The organism is Pseudomonadota bacterium (assembly GCA_016195085.1).
Taxonomy (GTDB): Bacteria; Pseudomonadota; Alphaproteobacteria; order SHVZ01; family SHVZ01; genus JACQAG01.
In genome coordinates this window covers 35440-57992 of record JACQAG010000019.1, presented here as the reverse complement: position 1 = coordinate 57992, position 22553 = coordinate 35440, and the positions used below count along the sequence as shown (strand labels likewise).

At 66.5% G+C, this 22553-nt stretch carries 34 protein-coding genes and 1 pseudogene; all 35 read left to right on the top strand.

Annotated elements, in window-relative coordinates; genetic code table 11:
- Positions 1 to 142 (top strand): elongation factor Tu (tuf, locus tag HY058_05640; protein MBI3496766.1); only part of this gene is annotated, 142 nt, incomplete at its 5' end.
- Positions 143 to 200: 58 nt separating this feature from the next.
- Entirely contained in the window at positions 201 to 509 is a 309-nt protein-coding gene (gene rpsJ / locus HY058_05635; protein MBI3496765.1) for a 30S ribosomal protein S10, read from the top strand.
- A 16-nt stretch (positions 510 to 525) separates the two neighbouring features.
- A complete protein-coding gene (gene rplC / locus HY058_05630) occupies positions 526 to 1239 on the top strand; it encodes a 50S ribosomal protein L3 (protein ID MBI3496764.1) in 714 nt (237 codons plus the stop codon).
- Between the two features lie 4 nt (positions 1240 to 1243).
- Positions 1244 to 1864 (top strand): 50S ribosomal protein L4, encoded by a 621-nt coding sequence (gene rplD / locus HY058_05625; GenBank protein ID MBI3496763.1) that lies wholly within the window; start codon positions 1244 to 1246, stop codon positions 1862 to 1864.
- On the top strand, positions 1861 to 2190 hold the full coding sequence (locus HY058_05620) for a 50S ribosomal protein L23 (protein MBI3496762.1): 330 nt from the start codon (positions 1861 to 1863) through the stop codon (positions 2188 to 2190). The genes rplD and HY058_05620 overlap by 4 nt, the downstream gene beginning before the upstream one ends.
- An 11-nt stretch (positions 2191 to 2201) precedes the next feature.
- Positions 2202 to 3029, top strand: coding sequence for a 50S ribosomal protein L2 (rplB, locus tag HY058_05615; protein ID MBI3496761.1), 828 nt, complete (start codon positions 2202 to 2204; stop codon positions 3027 to 3029).
- 11 nt (positions 3030 to 3040) lie between these two features.
- On the top strand, positions 3041 to 3319 hold the full coding sequence (gene rpsS, locus HY058_05610) for a 30S ribosomal protein S19 (protein MBI3496760.1): 279 nt from the start codon (positions 3041 to 3043) through the stop codon (positions 3317 to 3319).
- A 4-nt stretch (positions 3320 to 3323) separates the two neighbouring features.
- Positions 3324 to 3710, top strand: a complete 387-nt coding sequence (gene rplV / locus HY058_05605) for a 50S ribosomal protein L22 (GenBank protein MBI3496759.1) — start codon at positions 3324 to 3326, stop codon at positions 3708 to 3710.
- Entirely contained in the window at positions 3710 to 4402 is a 693-nt protein-coding gene (rpsC, locus tag HY058_05600) for a 30S ribosomal protein S3 (protein ID MBI3496758.1), read from the top strand. The genes rplV and rpsC overlap by 1 nt, the downstream gene beginning before the upstream one ends.
- Positions 4403 to 4407: 5 nt before the next feature.
- Entirely contained in the window at positions 4408 to 4827 is a 420-nt protein-coding gene (rplP, locus tag HY058_05595) for a 50S ribosomal protein L16 (protein ID MBI3496757.1), read from the top strand.
- Between the two features lie 4 nt (positions 4828 to 4831).
- Positions 4832 to 5029 carry a 50S ribosomal protein L29 gene (rpmC, locus tag HY058_05590; GenBank protein ID MBI3496756.1) on the top strand — a complete coding sequence of 66 codons (198 nt, stop codon included), beginning with the start codon at positions 4832 to 4834 and terminating at the stop codon, positions 5027 to 5029.
- Between the two features lie 15 nt (positions 5030 to 5044).
- On the top strand, positions 5045 to 5296 hold the full coding sequence (gene rpsQ / locus HY058_05585; GenBank protein MBI3496755.1) for a 30S ribosomal protein S17: 252 nt from the start codon (positions 5045 to 5047) through the stop codon (positions 5294 to 5296).
- A gap of 20 nt (positions 5297 to 5316) precedes the next feature.
- Positions 5317 to 5685 carry a 50S ribosomal protein L14 gene (gene rplN, locus HY058_05580; GenBank protein ID MBI3496754.1) on the top strand — a complete coding sequence of 123 codons (369 nt, stop codon included), beginning with the start codon at positions 5317 to 5319 and terminating at the stop codon, positions 5683 to 5685.
- Entirely contained in the window at positions 5686 to 6009 is a 324-nt protein-coding gene (gene rplX / locus HY058_05575) for a 50S ribosomal protein L24 (protein MBI3496753.1), read from the top strand.
- Positions 6010 to 6026: 17 nt separating this feature from the next.
- Positions 6027 to 6566, top strand: coding sequence for a 50S ribosomal protein L5 (gene rplE, locus HY058_05570; protein ID MBI3496752.1), 540 nt, complete (start codon positions 6027 to 6029; stop codon positions 6564 to 6566).
- A 20-nt stretch (positions 6567 to 6586) separates the two neighbouring features.
- Entirely contained in the window at positions 6587 to 6892 is a 306-nt protein-coding gene (gene rpsN / locus HY058_05565; protein ID MBI3496751.1) for a 30S ribosomal protein S14, read from the top strand.
- A gap of 16 nt (positions 6893 to 6908) precedes the next feature.
- Complete coding sequence (rpsH, locus tag HY058_05560; protein MBI3496750.1) at positions 6909 to 7307, top strand: 30S ribosomal protein S8; 399 nt, start codon at positions 6909 to 6911, stop codon at positions 7305 to 7307.
- A gap of 24 nt (positions 7308 to 7331) precedes the next feature.
- Positions 7332 to 7865 carry a 50S ribosomal protein L6 gene (gene rplF / locus HY058_05555; protein ID MBI3496749.1) on the top strand — a complete coding sequence of 178 codons (534 nt, stop codon included), beginning with the start codon at positions 7332 to 7334 and terminating at the stop codon, positions 7863 to 7865.
- A gap of 9 nt (positions 7866 to 7874) precedes the next feature.
- Positions 7875 to 8237 (top strand): 50S ribosomal protein L18, encoded by a 363-nt coding sequence (rplR, locus tag HY058_05550; GenBank protein ID MBI3496748.1) that lies wholly within the window; start codon positions 7875 to 7877, stop codon positions 8235 to 8237.
- Positions 8238 to 8249: 12 nt separating this feature from the next.
- The gene (gene rpsE, locus HY058_05545; protein MBI3496747.1) at positions 8250 to 8930 is read left to right on the top strand and encodes a 30S ribosomal protein S5; all 681 of its coding nucleotides are present in this window, start codon (positions 8250 to 8252) and stop codon (positions 8928 to 8930) included.
- Between the two features lie 5 nt (positions 8931 to 8935).
- Entirely contained in the window at positions 8936 to 9136 is a 201-nt protein-coding gene (gene rpmD, locus HY058_05540) for a 50S ribosomal protein L30 (protein ID MBI3496746.1), read from the top strand.
- A gap of 29 nt (positions 9137 to 9165) precedes the next feature.
- Positions 9166 to 9816, top strand: coding sequence for a 50S ribosomal protein L15 (locus HY058_05535; GenBank protein MBI3496745.1), 651 nt, complete (start codon positions 9166 to 9168; stop codon positions 9814 to 9816).
- 140 nt (positions 9817 to 9956) lie between these two features.
- Positions 9957 to 11312, top strand: a complete 1356-nt coding sequence (gene secY, locus HY058_05530; GenBank protein MBI3496744.1) for a preprotein translocase subunit SecY — start codon at positions 9957 to 9959, stop codon at positions 11310 to 11312.
- On the top strand, positions 11312 to 11956 hold the full coding sequence (locus tag HY058_05525; GenBank protein MBI3496743.1) for an adenylate kinase: 645 nt from the start codon (positions 11312 to 11314) through the stop codon (positions 11954 to 11956). The genes secY and HY058_05525 overlap by 1 nt, the downstream gene beginning before the upstream one ends.
- Before the next feature lie 152 nt (positions 11957 to 12108).
- Positions 12109 to 12477 carry a 30S ribosomal protein S13 gene (gene rpsM, locus HY058_05520; protein MBI3496742.1) on the top strand — a complete coding sequence of 123 codons (369 nt, stop codon included), beginning with the start codon at positions 12109 to 12111 and terminating at the stop codon, positions 12475 to 12477.
- A gap of 44 nt (positions 12478 to 12521) precedes the next feature.
- Positions 12522 to 12917: a 30S ribosomal protein S11 gene (gene rpsK, locus HY058_05515; GenBank protein ID MBI3496741.1), complete on the top strand. Its 396-nt coding sequence runs from the start codon at positions 12522 to 12524 to the stop codon at positions 12915 to 12917.
- Between the two features lie 103 nt (positions 12918 to 13020).
- Positions 13021 to 14037 carry a DNA-directed RNA polymerase subunit alpha gene (locus HY058_05510; GenBank protein ID MBI3496740.1) on the top strand — a complete coding sequence of 339 codons (1017 nt, stop codon included), beginning with the start codon at positions 13021 to 13023 and terminating at the stop codon, positions 14035 to 14037.
- Between the two features lie 45 nt (positions 14038 to 14082).
- Positions 14083 to 14499 (top strand): 50S ribosomal protein L17, encoded by a 417-nt coding sequence (gene rplQ / locus HY058_05505; GenBank protein ID MBI3496739.1) that lies wholly within the window; start codon positions 14083 to 14085, stop codon positions 14497 to 14499.
- Positions 14500 to 14516: 17 nt separating this feature from the next.
- Entirely contained in the window at positions 14517 to 14912 is a 396-nt protein-coding gene (locus HY058_05500) for a VOC family protein (protein ID MBI3496738.1), read from the top strand.
- 84 nt (positions 14913 to 14996) lie between these two features.
- Complete coding sequence (locus HY058_05495) at positions 14997 to 16433, top strand: DegQ family serine endoprotease (GenBank protein MBI3496737.1); 1437 nt, start codon at positions 14997 to 14999, stop codon at positions 16431 to 16433.
- The gene (locus tag HY058_05490; GenBank protein MBI3496736.1) at positions 16426 to 17742 is read left to right on the top strand and encodes a replication-associated recombination protein A; all 1317 of its coding nucleotides are present in this window, start codon (positions 16426 to 16428) and stop codon (positions 17740 to 17742) included. Before HY058_05495 ends, HY058_05490 begins: the two co-directional genes overlap by 8 nt.
- The gene (locus HY058_05485) at positions 17739 to 18620 is read left to right on the top strand and encodes a hypothetical protein (protein MBI3496735.1); all 882 of its coding nucleotides are present in this window, start codon (positions 17739 to 17741) and stop codon (positions 18618 to 18620) included. Before HY058_05490 ends, HY058_05485 begins: the two co-directional genes overlap by 4 nt.
- Positions 18617 to 19549, top strand: a pseudogene (locus HY058_05480) (RluA family pseudouridine synthase). The gene HY058_05485 and the pseudogene HY058_05480 overlap by 4 nt, the downstream one beginning before the upstream one ends.
- Entirely contained in the window at positions 19449 to 20300 is an 852-nt protein-coding gene (locus HY058_05475) for an HAD-IA family hydrolase (protein MBI3496734.1), read from the top strand. The pseudogene HY058_05480 and the gene HY058_05475 overlap by 101 nt, the downstream one beginning before the upstream one ends.
- Positions 20300 to 22543 carry an AsmA family protein gene (locus tag HY058_05470; protein ID MBI3496733.1) on the top strand — a complete coding sequence of 748 codons (2244 nt, stop codon included), beginning with the start codon at positions 20300 to 20302 and terminating at the stop codon, positions 22541 to 22543. The genes HY058_05475 and HY058_05470 overlap by 1 nt, the downstream gene beginning before the upstream one ends.
- The last annotated feature ends 10 nt before the right edge of the window (positions 22544 to 22553 follow it).

Genomic DNA, 22553 nt, shown 5'->3' with positions numbered 1-22553 from the left:
CGAGATGGTGATGCCGGGCGACAACATCGCCATGGAAGTGAAGCTGATCGCTCCCATCGCCATGGACGAGGGCCTGCGCTTTGCCATCCGCGAGGGCGGCCGCACCGTCGGCGCCGGCGTCGTCGCGTCGATCATCGAATAGCACGAGGAACGCTTTTCAGCCCGGGGCAGACGGCTCCGGGCGGAGGCTCGAGGACGTCATGGACAACCAGAATATCCGCATACGCCTCAAGGCGTTCGACCACCGGGTGCTCGATCAATCGACCTCGGAGATCGTCAACACAGCCAAGCGCACCGGTGCCAGGGTCCGCGGGCCCATCCCGCTGCCCACGCAGATCGAGAAATTCACCGTGAACCGCTCGCCGCATGTCGACAAGAAGAGCCGCGAGCAGTTCGAGATCCGCACGCACAAGCGGCTCTTGGACATCGTCGACCCGACGCCGCAGACCGTGGACGCGCTGATGAAGCTCGACCTCGCGGCCGGTGTCGACGTCGAGATCAAGCTCTAGAGGACGTAGGACAGCCATGCGTACCGGATTGATCGCGCGCAAGGTCGGCATGACCCGGCTGTTCACCGATGAGGGTGAGCACGTGCCGGTGACCGTGCTGCAGGTCGAAGGCTGCCAGGTGGTGGCGCAGCGGACCAAGGAGAAGGACGGCTACACCGCCGTTCAGCTCGGCATCGGCAAGGCCAAGGTCAAGAACGTGCCGAAGGCGATGCGGGGCCACTATGCCAAGGCCAAGGTCGAGCCCAAGCGCAAGCTCGTCGAGTTCCGCGTCGATCCCGATGGGCTGGTTGCCGTCGGTGCCGAGCTCTCGGCCGAGCACTTCATCGCCGGGCAATTTGTCGACGTCACCGGCACCTCGATCGGCAAGGGCTTCGCCGGCGCGATGAAGCGCTGGAACTTCAGCGGCCTCGAGGCCTCCCACGGCGTGTCGGTCTCCCACCGCAGCCATGGCTCGACCGGCAATCGGCAGGATCCCGGCCGCACCTTCCCCGGCAAGAAGATGGCCGGCCATCTCGGCCATGAGCGGGTCTCGGTGCAGAACCTCAAGGTGGTGTCCACCGATGCCGTGCGCGGTCTCATCATGGTTCGCGGCGCCGTGCCCGGCGCCCCGGGCGGCTGGGTGCTGGTGCGCGACGCGGTGAAGCGCAAGCTGCCCAAGGAAGTGCCGTTCCCGGCCGCCCTCAAGGCGGCGGCTGCGGCGCCGGCGGCGGCGGAAGCGCCGAAGGAATAGTGTCATGAAGCTGAAAGTGACCAATCTCGAAGCCAAGAGCGTCGGCGAGATCGATCTCGACGAGGCGATCTTCGGCTCGAAGCCCAGGCGCGATCTGTTGGCCCGCGTGGTCGATTGGCAGCTCGCCAAGCGCCGCGCCGGCACCCACAAGACCAAGGGCGTCAGCGACATCAGCGGCACCACCAAGAAGCCCTATCGCCAGAAGGGCACGGGACGCGCCCGCCAGGGCAGCCTGCGCTCGCCGCAGTTCCGCGGCGGTGCGCGCATCTTCGGGCCGGTGGTGCGCAGCCACGAGTATGACTTGCCGAAAAAGGTGCGCAAGCTCGGCCTCATCGCTGCGCTCTCGGCCAAGCAGGTGGCCGGCCAGCTGGTGATCCTCGATTCGACCGAGCTGGCGGAGCCGAAGACCAAGGGCTTGGCCCTGCGCTTGGCCAAGCTCGGCTGGTCCTCGGCCTTGGTGATCGACGGCGCGACCGTGAATTCCAACTTCGCCCGCGCCTCTCGCAACATTCCCAAGATCGACGTGCTGCCGGCCGCCGGCGTCAACGTCTACGACATCCTGCGCCGCGACACCCTGGTGCTGACCCGGGCCGCGGTCGAGCGCTTGGAGGCGCGTCTGAAATGAGCATGCGCCCACACAACGCCAAAGAGGTCTCGCTCACCCGCGAGCGCATGTACGACCTGGTGCGCCGCCCGATCGTGACGGAGAAGTCGACCAAGGGCTCGGAGCACAACCAGGTGACCTTCGAGGTGCCGATGAGCGCCACCAAGCCCGAGGTCAAGGTCGCCATCGAGACCTTGTTCCAAGTCAAGGTGAAGGCGGTGAACACCATCGTCGTCGGCGGCAAGACCAAGCGCTTCCGCGGCTTTCCCGGTGTGCGCAGCGATTATAAGAAGGCCGTGGTGACTTTGGCCGAAGGCAACTCCATCGACGTGACCACCGGGATCTGACGGGTAACGACATGGCACTCAAGAGCTACAAGCCGGTAACGCCGTCGACTCGACAGCTGGTGCTGGTCGATCGTTCGGAGTTGTGGAAGGGCAAGCCGGTCAAGGCTTTGACCGAGGGCAAGCGCAAGACCGGCGGCCGCAACAATCTCGGCCGCATCACCGCCTGGCGCAAGGCGGGCGGCCACAAGCAGCGCTACCGGGTCATCGATTTCAAGCGTCGCAAGTTCGACATGCAGGCGACCGTGGAGCGGCTGGAATACGATCCGAACCGCAGCGCCTTCATCGCGCTGGTGAAGTACGAGGACGGCGAGCTCGCCTACATCCTCGCCCCGCAGCGCCTGAAGGCCGGCGACAAGGTGGTCGCGGGCGAACGGGTCGACATCAAGCCCGGCAATGCGTTGCCGCTGAAGAACATCCCGGTCGGCACCATCGTCCACAATGTCGAGATGAAGGTGGGCAAGGGCGGCCAGATTGCGCGCGCTGCCGGTAACTACTGCCAGCTCGTCGGCCGCGATGCCGGCTACGCCATGCTGCGGCTGTCATCGGGCGAGACCAGGATGGTGCGTGCCGACTGCATGGCCACGATCGGCGCGGTCTCGAACCCCGATCAGCAGAACATCGTCCTCGGCAAGGCCGGACGGTCGCGCTGGCTCGGTATCAAGCCATCGGTGCGCGGCGTGGCGATGAATCCCATCGATCACCCCCACGGCGGCGGCGAAGGCAAGACCTCGGGTGGTCGCCACCCGGTCACCCCCTGGGGCAAGGGCACCAAGGGCACGAAGACGCGCAACAACAAGCGGACCGATAAGTTCATCGTCCGCCGGCGCGGCAAGAAGTAGAGGAGAAGCTAGTGGCTCGCTCGGTTTGGAAGGGCCCGTTCGTCGACGGCTTTCTCCTGAAGAAGGCTGAGGCGTCGCGGGCCTCGGGACGCAACGAGGTGATCAAGATCTGGTCCAGACGGTCCACGATCCTGCCGCAGTTCGTCGGCCTCACCTTCGGCGTCTACAACGGACACAAATTCGTGCCGGTCTTGGTGACGGAGAACATGGTCGGCCACCGGTTCGGCGAGTTCTCGCCCACCCGCACCTTCTACGGCCATGCGGCCGACAAGAAAGTGAAGAGGGCCTGACGCCATGGGCAAGCCGCAAGCCGAACGACGCGTCGGCGAAACCGAGGCCTTGGCCGTGCTGAAGAACGTGCGCGGCAGCGCGCGCAAGCTGAACTTGGTCGCAGAATCGATCCGCGGCCTGTCGGCCAGCGCCGCGCTCGCCCGGCTCGCCTTCGAGAAGCGGCGCATCGCGCTTGCCGTGCGCAAGGCGCTGCAGGCCGCCATCGCCAATGCCGAGAACAACCATCAGCTCGACGTCGACCGGCTCTATGTGAAGGAGGCCACGGTCGGCCGCGGGATGGTGATGAAGCGTTTCCACGCCCGCGCCCGCGGTCGCGGCGCGCGTATCGAAAAGCCGTTCAGCCACCTGACGGTGGTCGTGCACGAGCGTGAGCGTGAGGAGGTCGCCTGATGGGACATAAGGTCAATCCGATCGGGCTCAGGGTCGGCATCAACCGCACCTGGGATTCCAGGTGGTTCGCCAAACGCGACTATGCCTCGATGCTGCACGAGGATCTGAAGCTGCGCGGCTACCTGTTCGAGCGCCTGGCTCAGGCGGGCATCAGCCGGGTGGTGATCGAGCGGCCGGCGAAGAAGGCGCGGGTGACCATCCATACGGCGCGGCCGGGCGTGGTCATCGGCAAGAAGGGCGCCGACATCGAGAAGCTGCGCGCCGATCTGGCGAAGATGACCGGCTCCGAAGTGCATCTCAACATCCTGGAGATCCGCAAGCCGGAGATCGACGCGAAGCTGGTGGCCGAGGGCATCGCCCAGCAGCTCGAGCGTCGCGTCGCCTTCCGCCGGGCGATGAAGCGGGCGGTGCAATCCGCCATGCGGCTCGGTGCCCAGGGCATCCGCATCAATTGCGGCGGTCGCCTCGGCGGCGCCGAGATCGCGCGGGTGGAGTGGTATCGCGAGGGTCGGGTGCCGTTGCACACGCTGCGCGCCGATGTGGACTACGGCCAGGCGACGGCCAAGACCACCTACGGCACCTGCGGGGTCAAGGTGTGGGTGTTCAAGGGCGAGATCCTGGCGCATGACCCGATGGCGCAGGACAAGCGCTTGAACGAGCAGCAGCAACAGCAGACGACGACGCGGAGCTAGCTCTCATGCTGAGCCCAAAGCGCACTAAATATCGCAAGGCCTTCAAGGGCCGCATTCACGGCAAGGCCAAGGGCGGCTTCACGCTCAACTTCGGCTCCTATGGGCTGAAGGCGGCGGAGCCGTCGCGCGTGACCGCACGCCAGATCGAGGCGGCGCGCCGTGCCATCACCCGGCACCTGAAGCGAACCGGACGCATGTGGATCCGCATCTTCCCCGACGTGCCGGTCTCGGTGAAGCCGGCCGAGGTCCGCATGGGCTCCGGCAAGGGCACGCCCGAGTTCTGGGTCTGCCGGGTGAAGCCCGGCCGGATCATGTTCGAGCTCGACGGCGTGTCGCGCGAGCTTGCCCACCGCGCCTTCGAGCTGGCGGCGGCCAAGCTGCCGCTCGCCACCCGCGTGGTCGCGCGCATCGGCGAGGAGGGCTGAAGCCATGGACGCCCAGGATTTGCGCACGAAGTCGCCGGACGAGCTGGCGCAGCTGCTTCTCGATCTGAAGAAGGAGCAGTTCAACCTACGTTTCCAGGCAGCCTCCGGGCAGCTCGAGAACACCGCACGGGTCAAGTCGGTGCGCCGCGATATCGCACGCATCAAGACCGTGCTGAACGTCAAGCCGGCCAAGGCCTCCTAAGAGGATTTCACGGACATGCCCAGGCGAGTTCTGCAAGGTCGGGTGGTGAGCGACAAGCGCGAGAAGACGATTACCGTCTTGGTCGAGCGTCGCGTCATGCACCCGATGTACAAAAAGATCATCACGCTCTCGAAGAAGTACTCGGCGCATGATCCGAACAACACCCACAAGGTCGGCGACATGGTGAAGATCCGCGAGTGCCGGCCGTTGTCCAAGACCAAGCGCTGGGAGGTCCTCGACGAGGCCTCCGCCGGCGCGAGCGCCTGAGCCGAGGAAGGCCCTAAGCCATGATCCAGGTCGAGAGCAATCTCGAAGTCGCCGACAATTCCGGCGCGCGCCGCGTGCAGTGCATCAAGGTCCTCGGCGGCTCGAAGCGCAGGTTTGCCTCGATCGGTGACGTCATCGTCGTCTCGGTCAAGGAGGCGATCCCCAGGGGCCGCGTGAAGAAGGGCGACGTGCACAAGGCGGTGATCGTGCGCACGGCGAAGGAGATCCGCCGCCCCGACGGCAGCGCCATCCGCTTCGATCGCAACGCCGCGGTCTTGATCAATCCGCAGGGTGAGCCGATCGGCACCCGCATCTTCGGACCGGTCACCCGCGAGCTGCGCGCCAAGAAGTTCATGAAGATCGTGAGCCTCGCCCCGGAGGTCCTGTAGATGTCCGAGAAGTACAAGATCAAGAAGGGCGACAAGGTCGTGGTCGTGACCGGTCGCGACAAGGGCAAGCAGGGCGAGGTCCTGCGCGTGGACCGCATCCGCTACCGGGTGCTGGTGCAGGGCGTCAACACGGTCAAGCGCCATACGCGTCCGCGCCCGGGCGATCCCGGCGGCATCGTCGAGAAGGAAGCCGCGATCCACATTTCCAACGTCGCACACATCGACCCCAAGAGCGGCAAGCCCACCCGGGTGGGCTTCAAGACGCTCGCGGACGGTCGCAAGGTGCGCTTCGCCCGGCGCTCGGGCGAAGTGCTCGATCTCTAGACCGGGACTCGGAAGCCATGACACGGCTCAAGCAGCACTACGAGAAGACGGTGAAGCCCGCGCTGATCACGGAGTTCGGCTACAAGAACCCGCTGCAGGCGCCGAGGCTCACCAAGATCGTCGTCAATATGGGCGTCGGCGAGGCGGTGCAGGATTCCAAGAAGATCCAATCGGCGCTCGACAATCTGGCGCAGATCACCGGGCAGAGGCCGGTGGTGACCAAGGCGAAGAAGTCGATCGCCAACTACAAGCTGCGCGAAGGCCAGGCGATCGGCGTCAAGGTGACGCTGCGCGAGGACCGCATGTACGAGTTCCTCGATCGGTTGATCACCATCGCGCTGCCGCGGGTGCGCGATTTTCGCGGCGTGTCGGGCAAGAGCTTCGACGGCCGCGGCAACTACACCCTCGGTCTCAAGGAGCAGATCGTGTTTCCGGAGGTCGACTACGACAAGGTCGACGCGGTGCGCGGTATGGATATCGTGATCGTCACTACGGCCAGATCCGATCGTGAGGCCAAGGCCCTGCTCAAGGGCTTTGACATGCCGTTCACGAATTAGGGTCGCGGCGGAGAAGCGAAATGGCAAAGACGAGTTCAGTCGAGCGGAACAAGAAGCGCGAGCGTATGGCCAAGCGTTTCGAGGCCAAGCGGAGCGGCTTGAAGAAGATGGCCAAGGACCAGACCTTGCCGATGGAGGAGCGCTTCGCCGCGCGTCTCAAGCTGGCGCAGCTGCCGCGCAACTCCTCCAAGGTCCGCATTCGCAATCGTTGCGAGCTCACCGGCCGTCCCAGGGCCTTCTATCGCAAGTTCAAGCTGTCGCGCATCGCGATCCGAGAGCTGGCTGCGACCGGGCAGATACCCGGCATGGTCAAGTCGAGCTGGTAAGGAAAGGTAGTCGAATATGGTGATGACCGATCCGCTCGGCGATATGCTGACCCGCATTCGCAACGGACAACAGGCGAGAAAAGCCACCATCGTCAGCCCGAAATCGCGGCTGCGCGAGAGCGTGCTCGATGTGCTGAAGCGCGAAGGCTACATCCGCAGCTATTCGGCCGCCGAGGTGCGCCCCGGCATAGCCGAGCTTACGATCGAGCTGAAATATCTGGAGGGCGAGCCGGTGATCAAGGCGATCAGCCGCGTTTCCACCCCCGGCCGGCGCGTCTATGCGAAGATCGCCGACCTGCCGCGGCAGTTCAACGGCCTCGGCATCTCGATCCTGTCGACGCCGCAGGGCGTGATGTCCGACACCGAAGCCCGCGCCGCCAATGTCGGCGGCGAAGTTTTGTGTCGCGTGTTCTAGAGCGGCGAAGCCCGGAGAAGTCCCATGTCGCGTGTCGGCAAGAATCCCGTTCCGGTGCCCGCCGGCGTCAATGTCGAGGTGGCGAACAATCGCTTCTCGGCCAAGGGCAAGCTCGGCCAACTGTCGATGCTGGTCACCTCCGAGGTGACCATCGCCGTCGAGAATGGCCAGGTCGTGGTCAAGCCCCGCGGCGAGGGCAAGCGCGCCCGCATGATGTGGGGCACCACCCGCAACCTCGTCCGCAACATGGTGGCGGGCGTGAGCAGCGGATATACGGTCAATCTGGAGATCAACGGCGTCGGCTATCGCGCCGCCATGCAGGGCAAGGACCTGGTGCTCCAGCTCGGCTACAGCCATGACGTGACCTATCGGATCCCCGAGGGCATCACCATCAAATGCGAGAAGCCGACGGCGGTCGCCATCAGCGGCGCCGATCGCCAGAAGGTGGGGCAAGTTGCCGCCGAGATCCGCAGCTACCGTCCGCCCGAGCCCTACAAGGGCAAGGGCATCAAATATGACTACGAGACCATCCTGCGCAAGGAAGGCAAGAAGAAGTAGAGGCGCCCCATGTTGACCGCCAAAGAACTGTTCGAGCGGCGCCAGCGCCGCGTGCGCCATCGGTTGCGGCAGAACTCCGCCGGCCGTCCCCGGCTATCGGTGTTCCGCTCCGAGCGCCATATTTATGCGCAGGTGATCGACGATGCCCGCGGGGTGACGCTGGCCGCGGCGTCGAGCTTGGATCCGAAATTGAAGGGGCAGCTGAAGACCGGCGCCACCAAGGATGCCGCGAAGGAAGTCGGCAAGCTCTTGGCCGAGCGGGCGTTGGCGGCCGGCATCAAGGCCGTGGTCTTCGACCGCGGCGGCTATCTGTTCCACGGTCGGGTCAAGGCGGTGGCCGATGCAGCCCGCGAATCCGGCCTCTCGTTCTAGGAAGGCAGACGCATGACGACCACGACCCCGACCCCGGAAAACGAACGTCCCGCCAAGCCGGCGCCGAGCGAGCGCAGCGGTCGCGCCGGCCCGCGAGGGCCCCGCCGGGGCGAGGGCGGCGAGCGTCGCGGCCGAGGCGGGCGCGACGGCGATCGCCGTGGCCGCGGCGAAGGCCGGGACCGGGACGAGGCGGAGCTGACCGAGAAGCTGGTCAGCATCAACCGTGTCGCCAAGGTGGTGAAGGGCGGCAGGCGCTTCGGCTTCGCCGCCTTGGTCGTGGTCGGCGATGCCAAGGGTCGGGTCGGCTATGGCGTCGGCAAGGCGCGCGAGGTGCCGGAGGCGATCCGCAAGGCAACCGAACAGGCAAAGCGCGGCCTCATCCGCGTGCCGCTGCGCGAGGGACGCACGCTGCATCACGACGTGCGCGGGCGCTACGGCGCCGGCCATGTGGTGCTGCGCACGGCCGCACCCGGCACCGGCATCATCGCCGGCGGGCCGATGCGGGCCATCTTCGAGGCGCTCGGCGTTTCCGACGTAGTGGCCAAATCGATCGGCACCTCCAATCCCCACAACATGATCAAGGCGACCTTCGCCGCATTGTCGGTGGTGACCTCGCCTCGGGCGGTTGCCCAGCGTCGCAACAAGAAGGTGAGCGATCTCATCGGGCGGCGCGAGGGCGAGGCCAAGGAGTAGAGAGCATGGCGGCGGCAAAGAAAAAGAAGACCTTGCGCGTCACCCAGATGGGTAGCCCGATCGGCCGCGAGGACAGTCAGCGCCGGACGCTGATCGGCCTCGGGCTCAACAAGCGCCATCGCACGCGTGAGCTCGAGGACACGGCTGCGGTCCGCGGTATGATCCGCAAGGTGCAGCACCTGGTCCGGGTCGAGGGCGAGAGCTAAAACGACAAGCCGTTTGGGATTGGACAGCCATGAAGCTCAATGAGATTCGCGACAACCAGGGAGCCCGCAAGCCGCGCCTGCGCGTCGGCCGTGGCATCGGCTCGACCAAGGGCAAGACCGCAGGCCGCGGCGTCAAAGGCCAGAAGGCGCGGACCGGAGTCGCCCTTTACGGCTTCGAAGGCGGTCAGATGCCCTTGCATCGCCGTCTGCCGAAGCGGGGCTTCAAGAATCCCTCAGGCCGCGATTTCGCCGAGGTCAATCTCGGTCGCTTGCAGGCCGCAATCGATGCGGGAGCGCTCGACAGCAAGCAGCCGATCGACGCCGCAGCGCTCGTGGCCTCGGGTGTGCTCCGGCGCGCCCGGGACGGGGTCAGGCTGCTCGCGACGGGAGAGCTGAAGGCAAAGGTCTCGCTGAAGCTCGCGGGCGCCAGCAAGGCCGCGGTTGCCGCTGTCGAAGCCGCTGGCGGCGCGGTCGAGCTGCCGAAGCCGGTGGAGCCGAAGAAGTCGTCGAAGAAGGCCGCCCGTCTGGAGGCCGCCAAGGCTGCGTGCGAGAAGGCGGCCAAGGCTGCCGAGGAAAAGGCCAGCGAGAAGACCGAGAAGCCCGCCAAGAGAGAGAAGGCTGCGAAGTCTGAGAAGCCTGCCGGCGAGAAGCCGGGTAAGGCGCCGAAAGCGGACGCCTAGAACGAGCCGGCGGGCCTCATCCCTCGACAAGCTCGGGATGAGGCCTTCATGTGGAGCTTGTCGAGACACGAGGGCCCGCCGCTTGGCGAAGCGCTCGTGGCAATGGGTTTGGCGTTGATCGGACACTGAGCGGGGTCATCATGGCATCGGCTGCCGAACAGCTTGCCTCTACGCTCAATTTTGGCGTGCTCGCCAAAGCAAGCGAACTCAAGAAGCGCCTGTGGTTCACCATGGGCGCGCTGATTCTCTACCGGCTCGGCACCTATATTCCGATCCCGGGCATCGACGTCGTCGCCTTCAACGAGATGTTCCGACAGTTCGACGGCGGCATCCTCGGCATGTTCGACATGTTCTCGGGCGGCGCGCTCGGGCGCATGACGGTGTTTGCGCTCAACGTCATGCCCTACATCTCCGCTTCGATCATCCTGCAGCTGATGACCGCCGTCTCACCGCGCTTGGAGGCCTTGAAGAAGGAAGGCGCCTCCGGCATGAAAGTGATCACCCAGTACACGCGCTATCTGACGGTGGTACTGGCGCTGGCGCAGTCCTACGGCATCGCCATCGGGCTCGAGGGCATGCGCTCGGGTGCCGGCGGGGTGGTCGTCGACCCCGGGATCTTCTTCCGGGTGAGCACGATTTTCACGCTCACCGGCGGCACCATGTTCCTCATGTGGATCGGCGAGCAGGTGACCCAGCGCGGCATCGGCAACGGCCTGTCCCTCATCATCATGGCGGGCATCGTCGCCAACCTGCCGCGCGCGCTCTTGAGCACCCTCGAGCTCGGCCGCACCGGCGCCATGTCGACTTTCTTCATCATCATTCTCTTCATGGTGGCGATCGGCGTGGTGTTTTTCGTGGTCTTCGTGGAGCGCGCCCAGCGCCGGCTCATCGTGCAATATCCCAAGCGCCAGGTCGGCTCGCGCATGTTCGGCGGCGAGAGCTCGCACCTGCCTCTCCGCCTCAACACCTCGGGCGTCATCCCACCGATCTTCGCCAGCTCGCTCCTGTTGATGCCGAGCACCATCGGCGCCTTCAGCCAGACTCCCGGCAGCCTGATGCAGGGTTCGGGCATCCTCGGCCTCATCCAGACCTATCTCGGCCACGGCCAGCCGCTCTACATGATCCTTTATGTGGCGCTGATCGTGTTCTTCGCCTTCTTCTATACGGCGATCGTGTTCAATCCCAACGACACCGCCGAGAACCTGAAGAAGTATGGTGGCTTCATCCCGGGCATCAGGCCGGGCAAGAACACCTCGGACTATTTGGACTATGTGCTGACGCGGCTCACCTGCGTCGGCGCCGCCTATCTGGCCGTGGTCTGCATTCTGCCCGAGTTCCTGATCTCGCATTTTGCCGTGCCCTTCTATTTCGGCGGCACCAGCCTGCTCATCGTCGTTACCGTCACCATGGATACGGTCGCGCAGATCCATGCGCACCTGGTCGCGCATCAATACGAAGGCCTCATCAAAAAGGCGAAGCTCCGTGGGAGGAGGTAATGAACTTGATCCTGTTGGGGGCGCCCGGCGCCGGGAAGGGAACCCAGGCGCGGCAGCTGCAGGATAAGCGCGGCCTGATTCAGCTGTCGACCGGCGACATGCTGCGTGCCGCGGTCGCGGCGGGAACCGAGCTCGGCCGCCAGGCGAAGCAGATCATGGAATCCGGGCGCTACGTGACCGACGACATCATGATCCGCATGATCGGCGAGCGGATCGCCAAGCCGGACTGCGAAAAGGGGTTCATCCTCGACGGCTTTCCGCGGACGCCGCGCCAGGCCGAGGCGCTCGACGCCATGCTGGCCGATATGGGCCTCAAGCTCGACCACGTGATCGAGCTCAAGGTCGACGAGCCGGCGCTGATCGAGCGACTGGCCGGCCGCTACACCTGCGCCAAATGCGGCAGCGGCTACCACGACCGCTTCCAGCGCCCCAAGGTGGACGGGGTCTGCGACAAGTGCGGCGCGACCGAGTTCATCAGGCGGGCCGACGACAAGCCCGAGACGGTCAAGGCCCGCCTCGACGTCTACCGGGAGCAGACCGAGCCGATCCTGCCCTATTACCGCGCCCGGGGTGTCCTGAAGACGGTCGACGGCATGGCCGAGCCCGACCGTGTGGCCGTCGAGATCGACCGGATTTTGCACTGAAAAACCGGGCCTTCGGGTTTATTCCCGGGGCCCGCCAAGGGAGTGTTGACACGGGGGCGCCGGGGAATATAATCGCGCGCCTTGGTGCCTACAGGCGACCGAGCGGGGTCGCTCGTTTCCGCACCGGGCCAATCGAACAGGAGACGTAGAGCGTGGCGCGCATTGCTGGCGTGAACATTCCGACGCAAAAGCGGGTAGAGATCGCGCTGACCTACATCTATGGGATCGGCCGGACCCGCGCCAAGCAGATCTGCTCCACGATCGGCGTTCCCGAGGCCCGTCGGGTGCACCAGCTGACCGACGACGAGGTTCTGCGTATCCGCGAGTATATCGACCGCGAGGTCGTCGTGGAAGGCGACCTCCGGCGCGAGATCGCCATGAATATCAAGCGGCTGATGGATCTCGGCTGCTACCGCGGGCTCCGCCACCGCAAGGGCCTTCCGGTCCGCGGCCAGAGGACCCACACCAACGCCCGGACCCGCAAGGGCAAGGCGCGGCCGATCGCCGGCAAGAAGAAGTAACCGGGCCGCGGGCCAGCCGCGGTCAGTCTTGAAGGATTTGAACTATGGCCAAGCAGGCTGCCGCTGGGCGCGTCCGTCGCCGCGAGCGCAAGAACATCACTTCCGGCGTCGCCCATGTGAACGCCTCGTTCAACAACACCATGATCACCATTACCGACGCCCAGGGCAACACCATCGCCTGGTCGTCCTCGGGTAGCCAGGGCTTCAAGGGGAGCCGGAAATCGACCCCCTATGCCGCCCAGGTCGCCGCCGAAGATGCCGGCAAGAAGGCCATGGAGCACGGCATGCGCACGCTCGAGATCGAGGTGAAGGGGCCGGGTGCCGGTCGGGAATCGGCCCTGAGGGCGCTCCAGGCGGTCGGCTTCCAGATCACCTCGATCCGTGACGTGACGCCGATCCCGCATAACGGCTGCCGGCCCCCGAAGCGTCGGCGCGTTTGACTTGGCTTCACCCTCCCGCGGGCGGCCTTTGGGCTCCCCCGGCAGGTGTTTTTCAGGCGCAGTTGCCTAGATTTTTACCTCCCTCGTCGATGAGGTACCGCTCGTGATCCAGAAGAATTGGCAGACGCTGATCAAGCCGAACAAGCTCAATGTCGAGGCCAGCGGCGACCCGAAACGGGTCGCCAATGTGGTGGCCGAGCCGCTGGAACGCGGCTTCGGTCTCACCCTCGGCAATGCCTTGCGCCGGGTGCTCCTGTCCTCGCTGCAGGGGGCGGCCGTCACCTCGATCCAGGTCGAGGGGGTCTTGCACGAATTCTCCTCGATTCCAGGTGTGCGCGAGGACGTGACCGACATCGTGCTCAATCTGAAGTCGCTCGCCTTGCGCATGCATGGCGAGGGGCCGAAGCGCATGCGCCTCAAGGCGACCGGCCCCGGCGAGGTGACCGCCGGGATGATCGAGACGGGCCACGACATCGAGGTCATGGATCCGACGCTGGTCATCTGCACCCTGGATCAGGGCGCCAAGCTGTCGATGGAGCTCACCGTGGAGAGCGGCAAGGGCTATGTGCCGGCCACCTCCAATCGGCCGGAGGACGCGCCCATCGGGTTGGTGCCGGTCGATGCGCTGTTCAGCCCGGTGCGCAAGGTCTCCTACAAGGTGGAGAACAGCCGCGTCGGCCAGGTGACCGACTATGACAAGCTGTCGATGACGGTGGAGACCAACGGCGCCGTCACGCCCGAGGATGCCGTCGCCTTGGCCGCGCGCATCCTCCAGGACCAGCTGCAGCTCTTCATCAATTTCGAGGAGCCGCAGGCCGCGGTAGCCGAGGAGCGCGGCGCCGAGCTGCCCTTCAACAAGAATCTCTTGCGCAAGGTGGACGAGCTCGAGCTTTCGGTTCGCTCCGCCAACTGCCTCAAGAACGACAACATCGTCTATATCGGCGATCTCGTGCAGAAGACCGAGCAGGAGATGCTGCGGACACCCAACTTCGGCCGGAAATCCTTGAACGAGATCAAGGAGGTACTGGCTCAGATGGGGTTGCATCTCGGCATGGAGATCCCGAACTGGCCGCCGGAGAACATCGAAGAGCTGGCAAAGCGGCTGGAAGAGCCGTTCTAAGAGAAAGGCTGAGGCGTAGCCTAGGAGAGCACCATGCGTCATCGTATGAGCGGCCGCAGCTTCAGCCGGCGCACCGGACACCGCAATGCCATGTTCAAGAACCTAGCGCAGGCGCTGATCAAGCATGAGCAGATCACCACGACCTTGCACAAGGCGAAGGATCTGCGCCCGGTCGTGGAAAAGCTGATCACCCTCGGCAAGCGCGCCTCGCTCCATGCCCGCCGGCAAGCCTTCGCGATGCTGCGCGACGATGCCGCGACCAAGAAGCTCTTCGACACTCTGGGCCCCCGCTATGCCGAGCGCAAAGGCGGCTATACACGGGTGCTCAAGGCCGGGTTCCGTTATGGCGACGCTGCCGCGCTGGCGGTGATCGAGCTGGTGGATCGCGATCCAGAGGCCAAGGGCAAGGATTCCGGCCCGGTGCAGGCCAAGGTCGACGAAGAAGCGACCGCAGCCGCGTAAGCCCTGGCGGAGGCAATATGCCTTTCGCCATCGATCGCATCGACCATATCGTCGTCAACTGCCGGGATCCCGAGGCGATCGCGGAGTGGTACGCGCGTGTCCTCGGCATGCAGCGGGAAAGCTTCGGCCCGGACCGCCGCGTTGCGCTCAAATTCGGTCGCCAAAAGCTCAACATCCGCCCGACGGGTGCGCCCAATTGGGCAACGGGGAGGGTGGATGCGCCGGGCTCCCTCGACCTCTGCTTCATCACCTCGGAACCCCCGGAAGGGGTCCTGCGGCACCTCAAAGACTGCGGAATTGCCGTCGTCGACGGCCCGGTGGCGAAGACCGGGGCCTTGGGAGCGATGACGTCGGTCTACTGCCGTGATCCCGACGGCAACCTGATCGAGATCGCCAGCTACGAGCAGGGCTGAGCCGGCGCTCTACGGTCTTCCTTGGGCTGGCCCCGCGCGCTCGCGGGCTGGGAAGAAGCCGCCGAGATTGCTACATAAGGCGCCATGAAGTCCTCGGGGATCCCTCGCCGAAGCGCCGCGCTCGTCCTCGGCTTCGCGCTCGCCGCCCAGCTAGCGGGACCCGGCTTGGGCCAGGCCCAGAGCGGCACCGTGCCGCGCAGCGAGACCGCCATCCGATATTCCTACGCGCCTCTGGTCAAGGAGGTGGCGCCGGCGGTGGTCAACATCTATGCCCGCAAGGTCGTCCGCCAGCGCAGCGTCCCACCGTTCTTCGAGGATCCGATCTTCCGCCGCTTCTTCGGCGACCTGCCGGGCCAGGGGGCGCCCAGCCAGCGCGTCCAGAACTCGCTTGGCTCCGGCGTCATCGTCCGCTCAGACGGCACCATTGTCACCAACCACCATGTGATCAAGGACGCCGACGAGATCACTGTGGTCTTGACCGACCGGCGCGAATTCGATGCCTCGATCGTCGGTTCCGACGAGCGCACGGACTTGGCCGTGCTCAGGATCAAGGTGCCGGACGAGCACCTTCCCGCGCTCGAGCTCGGCGATTCCGACGCGCTCGAAGTGGGCGACCTCGTGCTCGCCATCGGCAATCCCTTCGGAGTCGGCCAGACGGTGACGAGCGGCATCGTCTCGGCGCTGGCGCGCACGGCTGTCGGCGCCAGCGACTATCGCTTCTTCATTCAGACCGATGCCGCGATCAACCCCGGCAACTCCGGCGGCGCGCTCGTCGCCATGGACGGCAAGCTCATCGGCATCAACTCGGCCATCTATACCCAGTCCGGCGGCTCGGTCGGCATCGGCTTCGCCGTGCCCTCGAACATGGTGCGCGCCGTCTTGACCGGCGTGGTCGATGGCGGCCGCCTGGTTCGGCCCTGGATTGGCATTACCGGCGCGGGTGTCACGTTCGAGATGGCACAATCCCTCGGCTTGAAGCGGCCGGCCGGTGTCATCCTGAGCTCGGTCTATCCCGACAGTCCCGCGGCCCGCGCCGGGCTCAAGGTGGGCGACGTGCTGCTGACGGTGGACGGGCACGAGGTCGAGGACTCGCAAGCCCTCAAGTTCCGTTTGGCGACCCTGCCGCTCGGCTCCAGCGTGCACTTGGCCGTGCAGCGCCAGGGACAACAGCACACGGTCACCCTCACCCTGGCGCAGCCGCCGGAGGACCCGCCGCGGGATCTGAGCCTGCTGGAAGGCAAGCACCCGTTCTCGGGCGCAACGGTGGCGAATCTCTCTCCCGCCTTGGCCGAGGAGCTGGCGATCGATCCGATGATCCGCGGCGTCATGGTCCTGCAGCTTCGCGGCGGATCGCCGGCGCAACGTCTCGGTATCCAGCCGGGAGACATCGTGGCCCGCATCAATGACCGGGAGATCGCCACCGTTCAGGACCTGAAACGCCTGCTGTCGGCCGAGCGTCCGAGCTGGCGGCTGCAGATTCGCCGCGGCGAGCGAACGCTCAGCGTCCAGGTCAATGGCTGAGCCGAAATCCCGCGGCCTGTTCGAATCCGAGGCGCCGAGGCCGCTTGCCGACCGACTGCGTCCGGGGAAGCTCGAAGAGGTCGTGGGCCAGGAGCACCTGATCGGCCCGGGCGGACCCATCGGCCGCATGCTGGCGGCCGACCGCCTCGCCTCGATGATCCTCTGGGGGCCCCCAGGCACGGGCAAGACAACCATCGCCCGGCTCCTGGCCGAGCATACCCGTCTCGCCTTCGAGCCGCTGTCGGCGGTGTTCTCCGGCGTGGCCGATCTCCGCAAGATCTTCGAAGCCGCGAAGGGGCGCCGTCTCGCCGGCCAGGGGACCCTGCTCTTCGTCGACGAGGTCCATCGCTTCAACCGCGCCCAGCAGGACGCCTTCCTGCCCTACGTCGAGGACGGCACGGTGACATTGGTCGGCGCCACCACCGAGAACCCCTCTTTCGAGCTCAATGCGGCGCTGTTGTCGCGCGCGCAGGTCTTCGTGCTGAAGCGGCTGGATAGCGCCGCCCTGGAGAAGCTGGCGGCGCGGGCCGAAGCGGTCATGGGCAAGCCGTTGCCGCTCGAGCCCGACGCGCGAACCACCCTCTATGCCATGGCCGACGGCGATGGCCGCTTCCTCTTCAATCTCATCGATGAGCTCTACCAGCTGCCGGGCGACGCCAAGCTCGATGCGCAGCGGTTGATGACGACGGTGCAGCGCCGGGCTCCGGTCTACGACAAGGACCGCGAGGGCCACTACAACCTCATCAGCGCCTTGCATAAATCGTTGCGCGGCTCGGATGCCGACGCGGCGCTTTATTGGTTCGCGCGCATGCTGGCCGGAGGCGAGGATCCTCTCTACGTCGCCCGAAGGCTGGCACGCTTCGCGGTCGAGGATGTCGGCCTCGCCGATCCGCAGGCGATCGTGCAGGCGCTTGCCGGCTGGGACAGCTACGAGCGCCTGGGCTCGCCCGAGGGCGAGCTGGCGCTGGCGCAGGTCGTGCTCTACCTCGCCACCGCGCCGAAGTCGAATGCCGCCTATGCTGCCTTCGGAAGCGCGATGCGCCGGGCCAAGGAGACCGGTTCCTTGGTGCCGCCGATGCATATCCTGAACGCACCGACCCGGCTCATGCAGGAGCTCGGCTACAGCAAGGGCTATGCCTACGACCACAACGAAGACGAAGGCTTCTCCGGCCAGAACTACTTCCCCGACGGCATGGCTCGAGAGAGCTTCTATCGCCCGGTCGAGCGCGGCTTCGAGCGCGAGGTGCAGAAGCGGCTGGAGTATTGGGCGAAGCTCCGCCAGCGCAAATCGGGAGACAAGGAGCCGTGAGCGGCGGCTTCGCGGCCTTCATCGGCATCGATTGGTCCGGAGCCGAGACCGCCAACGGCATCGCCGTTGCCCGCTGCCGTCCGGGAAGGAGCGCCCCGAAGCTGGTGCGACCCGCCGGCACACGCCGGCGCTGGCGCCGCTTGGATGTGCTGAGCTGGCTCACTAGGCTGGCGATGGAATCGGAGGGGCGGCTCCTCGTCGGCTTCGACTTCGCGTTTTCGGTCGGCAGCCATCCCGATCTCGGCTTCATCGTCGGCGACGGCGCCAGCGCCTTCGATCTGTGGCAGCGGGTCGAAGACCTCGGCAGCGATGGTGACGATTACTATGCCGGCAGCTTCGTCGCACACCCCGACTACCGAGATTGGTTCCGCCGCAGAAACCAACCCGTGTCGCGCCTCTACCGGGCGAACCAGCGGACCACCGAGCGCGCATGCTCCGCAGCCCGGCTGGGAGACCCGCAGAGCCCGTTCAACCTGATCGGTGCCAAGCAGGTGGGAATGGGCGCACTCGCCGGAATGCGCGTGCTCTACGCCCTGCGCCAGGCTCTGGCGGGTGAGGTCGCAATCTGGCCGTTCGACGACGACTGGCGGGAAAGCCGCCTCGTCTGCGTGGAAATCTATCCGCGCCTGTTCATTCGCCGGACGGGCGGCGGCAACCGCAAGCTCGAAAGCTGGGAGGCGTTGAATGCCTGCCTCGTCCAGTTGGACAGCAAGCCGGTGCTTGCTGGGCTCGAGACGCCAAGCGACCACGATACCGATGCGCTGATCTCCGCCGCCGGCCTTCGCTGCCTGGCGGGTTCTAGGACGGTGTGGTCGCCCGCGGGGTTGGACACGCGGGCGCGGCGCCAGGAAGGCTGGATCTTCGGGGTTGGCGCATGAGCCGGGTGCAGCAGCGCCATGTCAGCGCCGGAGAAGCCGAGATGCGGCTCGACCGTTGGTTCAAGCAGCATTTCCCCAGCCTCGGCCACGGCGCGCTCGAGAAGCTCCTGCGCACCGGCCAGGTCCGTGTCGACGGCAAGCGGGCGAAGGCGGGGCTTCGGCTCGCTTCCGGTCAGGTGGTGCGCGTTCCGCCGCTCTCCGAGGCCGTTGCCGCATCGCGCGCCGCTCCCCAGGTCTCCGAGGCCGATGCGCAGCGCGTGCGGCGGCTGGTTCTGCACCGGGATGCCGAGGTTCTGGCCGTGGACAAGCCGGCCGGCCTTGCCGTGCAGGGCGGCACTGGGACCGACCGGCATCTCGATGCCATGCTGGATGCCTTGCGCTTCGAGGCGCCGGAGCGGCCGCGGCTGGTGCACCGTCTAGACAAGGACACCTCGGGCGTTCTGCTGCTGGCCCGCAGCGCGGCCTCTGCCCGGTGGATCGGCGAGGCGTTTCGCAGCCGCGATACGCTGAAGGTGTATTGGGCGGTGGTGGCGGGGGTGCCGCGCCCGCGGCAAGGCAAGATCGATGCGCCGCTTGCCAAGCTTCCGGGCGCCGCCGGCGAGCGCATGGGTGTCGATGAGACAGGCAAGCGCGCTGTCACGTTCTATTCGGTCGTCGACACGCTGGGTAAGCGGGCCGCCTGGGTGGCGTTGATGCCGTTGACCGGGCGCACCCATCAGCTGCGCGCGCATATGGCGGCGATCGGGCATCCCATTCTGGGCGACGGCAAGTATGGCGGAGCGGCGGCCACGCTCGACATCGCCGGGGTGGCAAGGCAGCTGCATCTGCATGCCCGCTCCATCGCGATTACCCGGCCGGATGGACGCACCCTCAAGGTCGAGGCGCCCCTGCCGAAAGCCTTGGCGACGACCTGGGAGGCGATGGGGTTTCCCCCACGCCCGCCCGTCGACCCCTTTGCCGAGCTATGAGCGCCCTGCCGCAGCCCGCCCGCGGAGCCTGCACATGACCCGGCCCCCTCGGCTTGCGGTATTCGACTGCGACGGGACCTTGGTCGACAGCCAGGCACATATCCTTAAGGCCATGACCGCCGCCTGGCGGAGGAACGGCCTCGGCGATCCGCTGCCGGACCAGGTTCGCCGCATCATCGGCCTCAATCTCAACGTCGCGGTGGCCGAACTCTTGCCCGATGCCGATGCGGCGCTGCGGGACTCCGTCGTCGCCGCCTATCGTGCGGCGTTTCTGGCCGAGCGCCAGGGACCGGAGCATCACGAGCCGCTCTATCCCGGCGCCATCGAGGCGCTCGATCGGCTGGCGGATGGGGGATACCGGTTGGCGGTTGCGACCGGCAAGGCGCGCCGCGGCCTCTTGGCGACGCTCGGACGCCATGGTCTGGTCGATCGCTTCGTCTCGCTGCATACCGCCGATGACGGACCGGGCAAGCCCGATCCGGCCATGCTGTACGCGGCGATGGAGCACTCCGGCGTCGCCGCGGGCGAAACCGTGATGATTGGCGATACCACCTTCGACATGCTCATGGCCGGAGCCGCCGGCGTCAGCGCCCTCGGCGTCGCCTGGGGCTACCATTGCGCACCTGAGCTGAAGGCGGCCGGCGCCGTCTTCATTGCCCGCGATTTCGTGGAGCTCGTCGATCGCCTGACGGTCGAAAAGGCTGAATCCTGATGCGGTCAAGACGCGTCGCGCTCGCTCTCGGCATCCTCACCCTGCTCGCCGTCGGCGGCGCGGTGGCCATCGTCTCGAGCATCGACCCCGCAGCATACGCCACGTTCGCTGCCGAGCGTGTGCGGGAGGCCACGGGACGGCAGCTGACCATCGCCGGGCCGATCGGCGTTCAGCTCTGGCCGCGCCCGGCCATGCGCGCCGAGGGCATCTCCTTCGCCAATCCAGCCGGCGGCTCGCGGCTGGCGATGCTGACGCTGAAGCGCCTCGAGCTGGAGGTGGCGCTGTGGCCATTGCTCAAGGGCGAGATCATCATCGAGCGCATCGTGCTGGTCGAGCCGGATCTCCTGCTGGAGACGGATGCGAGCGGGCATCGAAATTGGCAGCTGTCTGGAACGGGCGGCAGCGCCGATGTCGCCAATGCGGAACCCAAAGCGGCCGGCGGCCTGCCCGGGCTGCCGCGGGTCCGGAAACTGGCGCTCGAGGCCGGCAGGATCACCTATCAGGACGAACGCGCCGGCGAGCGCTATAGCCTCGCCTTGCAAGCCCTCAACCTCGAGCAGGACGCCGAGGACGGACTGAAGCTCGACTTGGCAGCGCGCCTTGCCGAGATGCCCGTGACCCTTGCCGGCATTCTCGGTGCCCCCGAGGCGATCGTCAGCGGCGCTGCCTTCCCGGTCGACCTCAAGGGAAGCGTGGGGTCGGCAGCCGTTCAGGTCTTCGGCACGGTCGAGCCGGCATTGCGTTCCGCCCGCCTGCAGCTGAGCCTTGCGGCTCCGTCTCTGGCCGAGCTCGGCCGCCCTGCCGCCCTATCCTTAGCCGACGTGGCCCCGGTCGAGTTCTCCGCGGAACTTGCCGGCGATGCCAGCAGGATCGCGCTGAGCGGCGTCAAATTGCGGCTCGGTGCGATCAGGCTCGATGCCGAAGGGACATTCGATCCGACCCTGGCGACGGGCGACCTGACGCTCGGAGCCGCCGCGGAAACGCTGGACGATTTCGGCCGGCTGCTGACGGTACGACTCCCGCCCGTCGGACCCATCGAGGCGACGGCGCGGGTCCGTCTCGATGGACGATCCGTGACCATGGACGCGATCAAGGCCCGCCTCGGCGACAGCGACCTTGCCGGCAAGGTCGTCATCACGGTCGATGCGCCGCGACCGAAGATCCTCGCCTCGCTTTCTGCGACCCGTATCGACCTTGCCCCGCTGCTGGCGGCTTCCGAACCGCCCGCGGGCCAGCGCCCGGCGCGTCGCGGTCCCGTCTTCGACACGGCACCGGTCGATCTCAGTCCGCTGCTTCGGGCCGATGTCGACGCCGAGATGGCGGCGGGAGAGATCCTCGCCCTGGGAACCGCCCTGCATGAGGCCAAGGCTGTGATCAGCCTCGCCAATGGTACGTTCAAGCTCGAGCGCTTCGCCGGCAAGCTGGTCGACGGCGAGGTATCGCTCCAGGGCGTGCTGGCGGCCGAGGACTCGGCCGCGCGCGTGTCGGGCGCCGGCGAGTTTCGGAAGCTCGATCTCGGCCGATTGCTCTCCGAGCTCAAGCTGACCGACATGCTCGTCGGCAAAGCCGACGGGCATTTCCGGCTGAACGCCAAGGGCGGCTCCGCGCACGAGCTCGCGCAAAGCCTCGATGGTCTGGTCATCCTCGATGTCGGCGAGGGGGTCATTCGCAGCCATCGGCTGGAGCTGATTGCCGGCGATCTTGTGACCAGGCTGGCGCCCTGGGCCCGCAATGACGGGGATGCGCGGATGAATTGCGCGCTGCTGCGCGCCGACATCGCCCGCGGCCTCGCCGAGTCGAAAGTCCTGCTGCTCGACACCCAGCGCATGACCGTCGCCGGAGAAGGGAAGGTGGATCTCGGGCGGGAGACGATCGATCTGAAGCTGACGCCGCATCCAAAGCAGGCGGCGATCGTGAGCCTCGCAGTACCGATCCTGGTGCGCGGCACCCTCAGCGATCCCACGGCGTTCCCCGATCCGCTGGGGCTGGCGCGCGGTGTCGCGGGTGTGGTCGTCGGCACCGCCATCAATCCCTTAGGCGCGCTGGTACCGTTTCTGAGTGCGGGCAGCGGCGAGCAACCCTGCCAGAAGGCGCGACCGGCAATGGCCGACGGCGCTCCGCGGATATCCGAACAACCGGCCGCGCGACCGGCCCAGGCGCCGACGCCCCGCGCCGCCCAGCCGGCGAAGCCGGGCGGCATCCAAGGCCTCTTCGAGGGCCTTGGCAGCATCCTCAAGCGCTAGGTCGGAACCC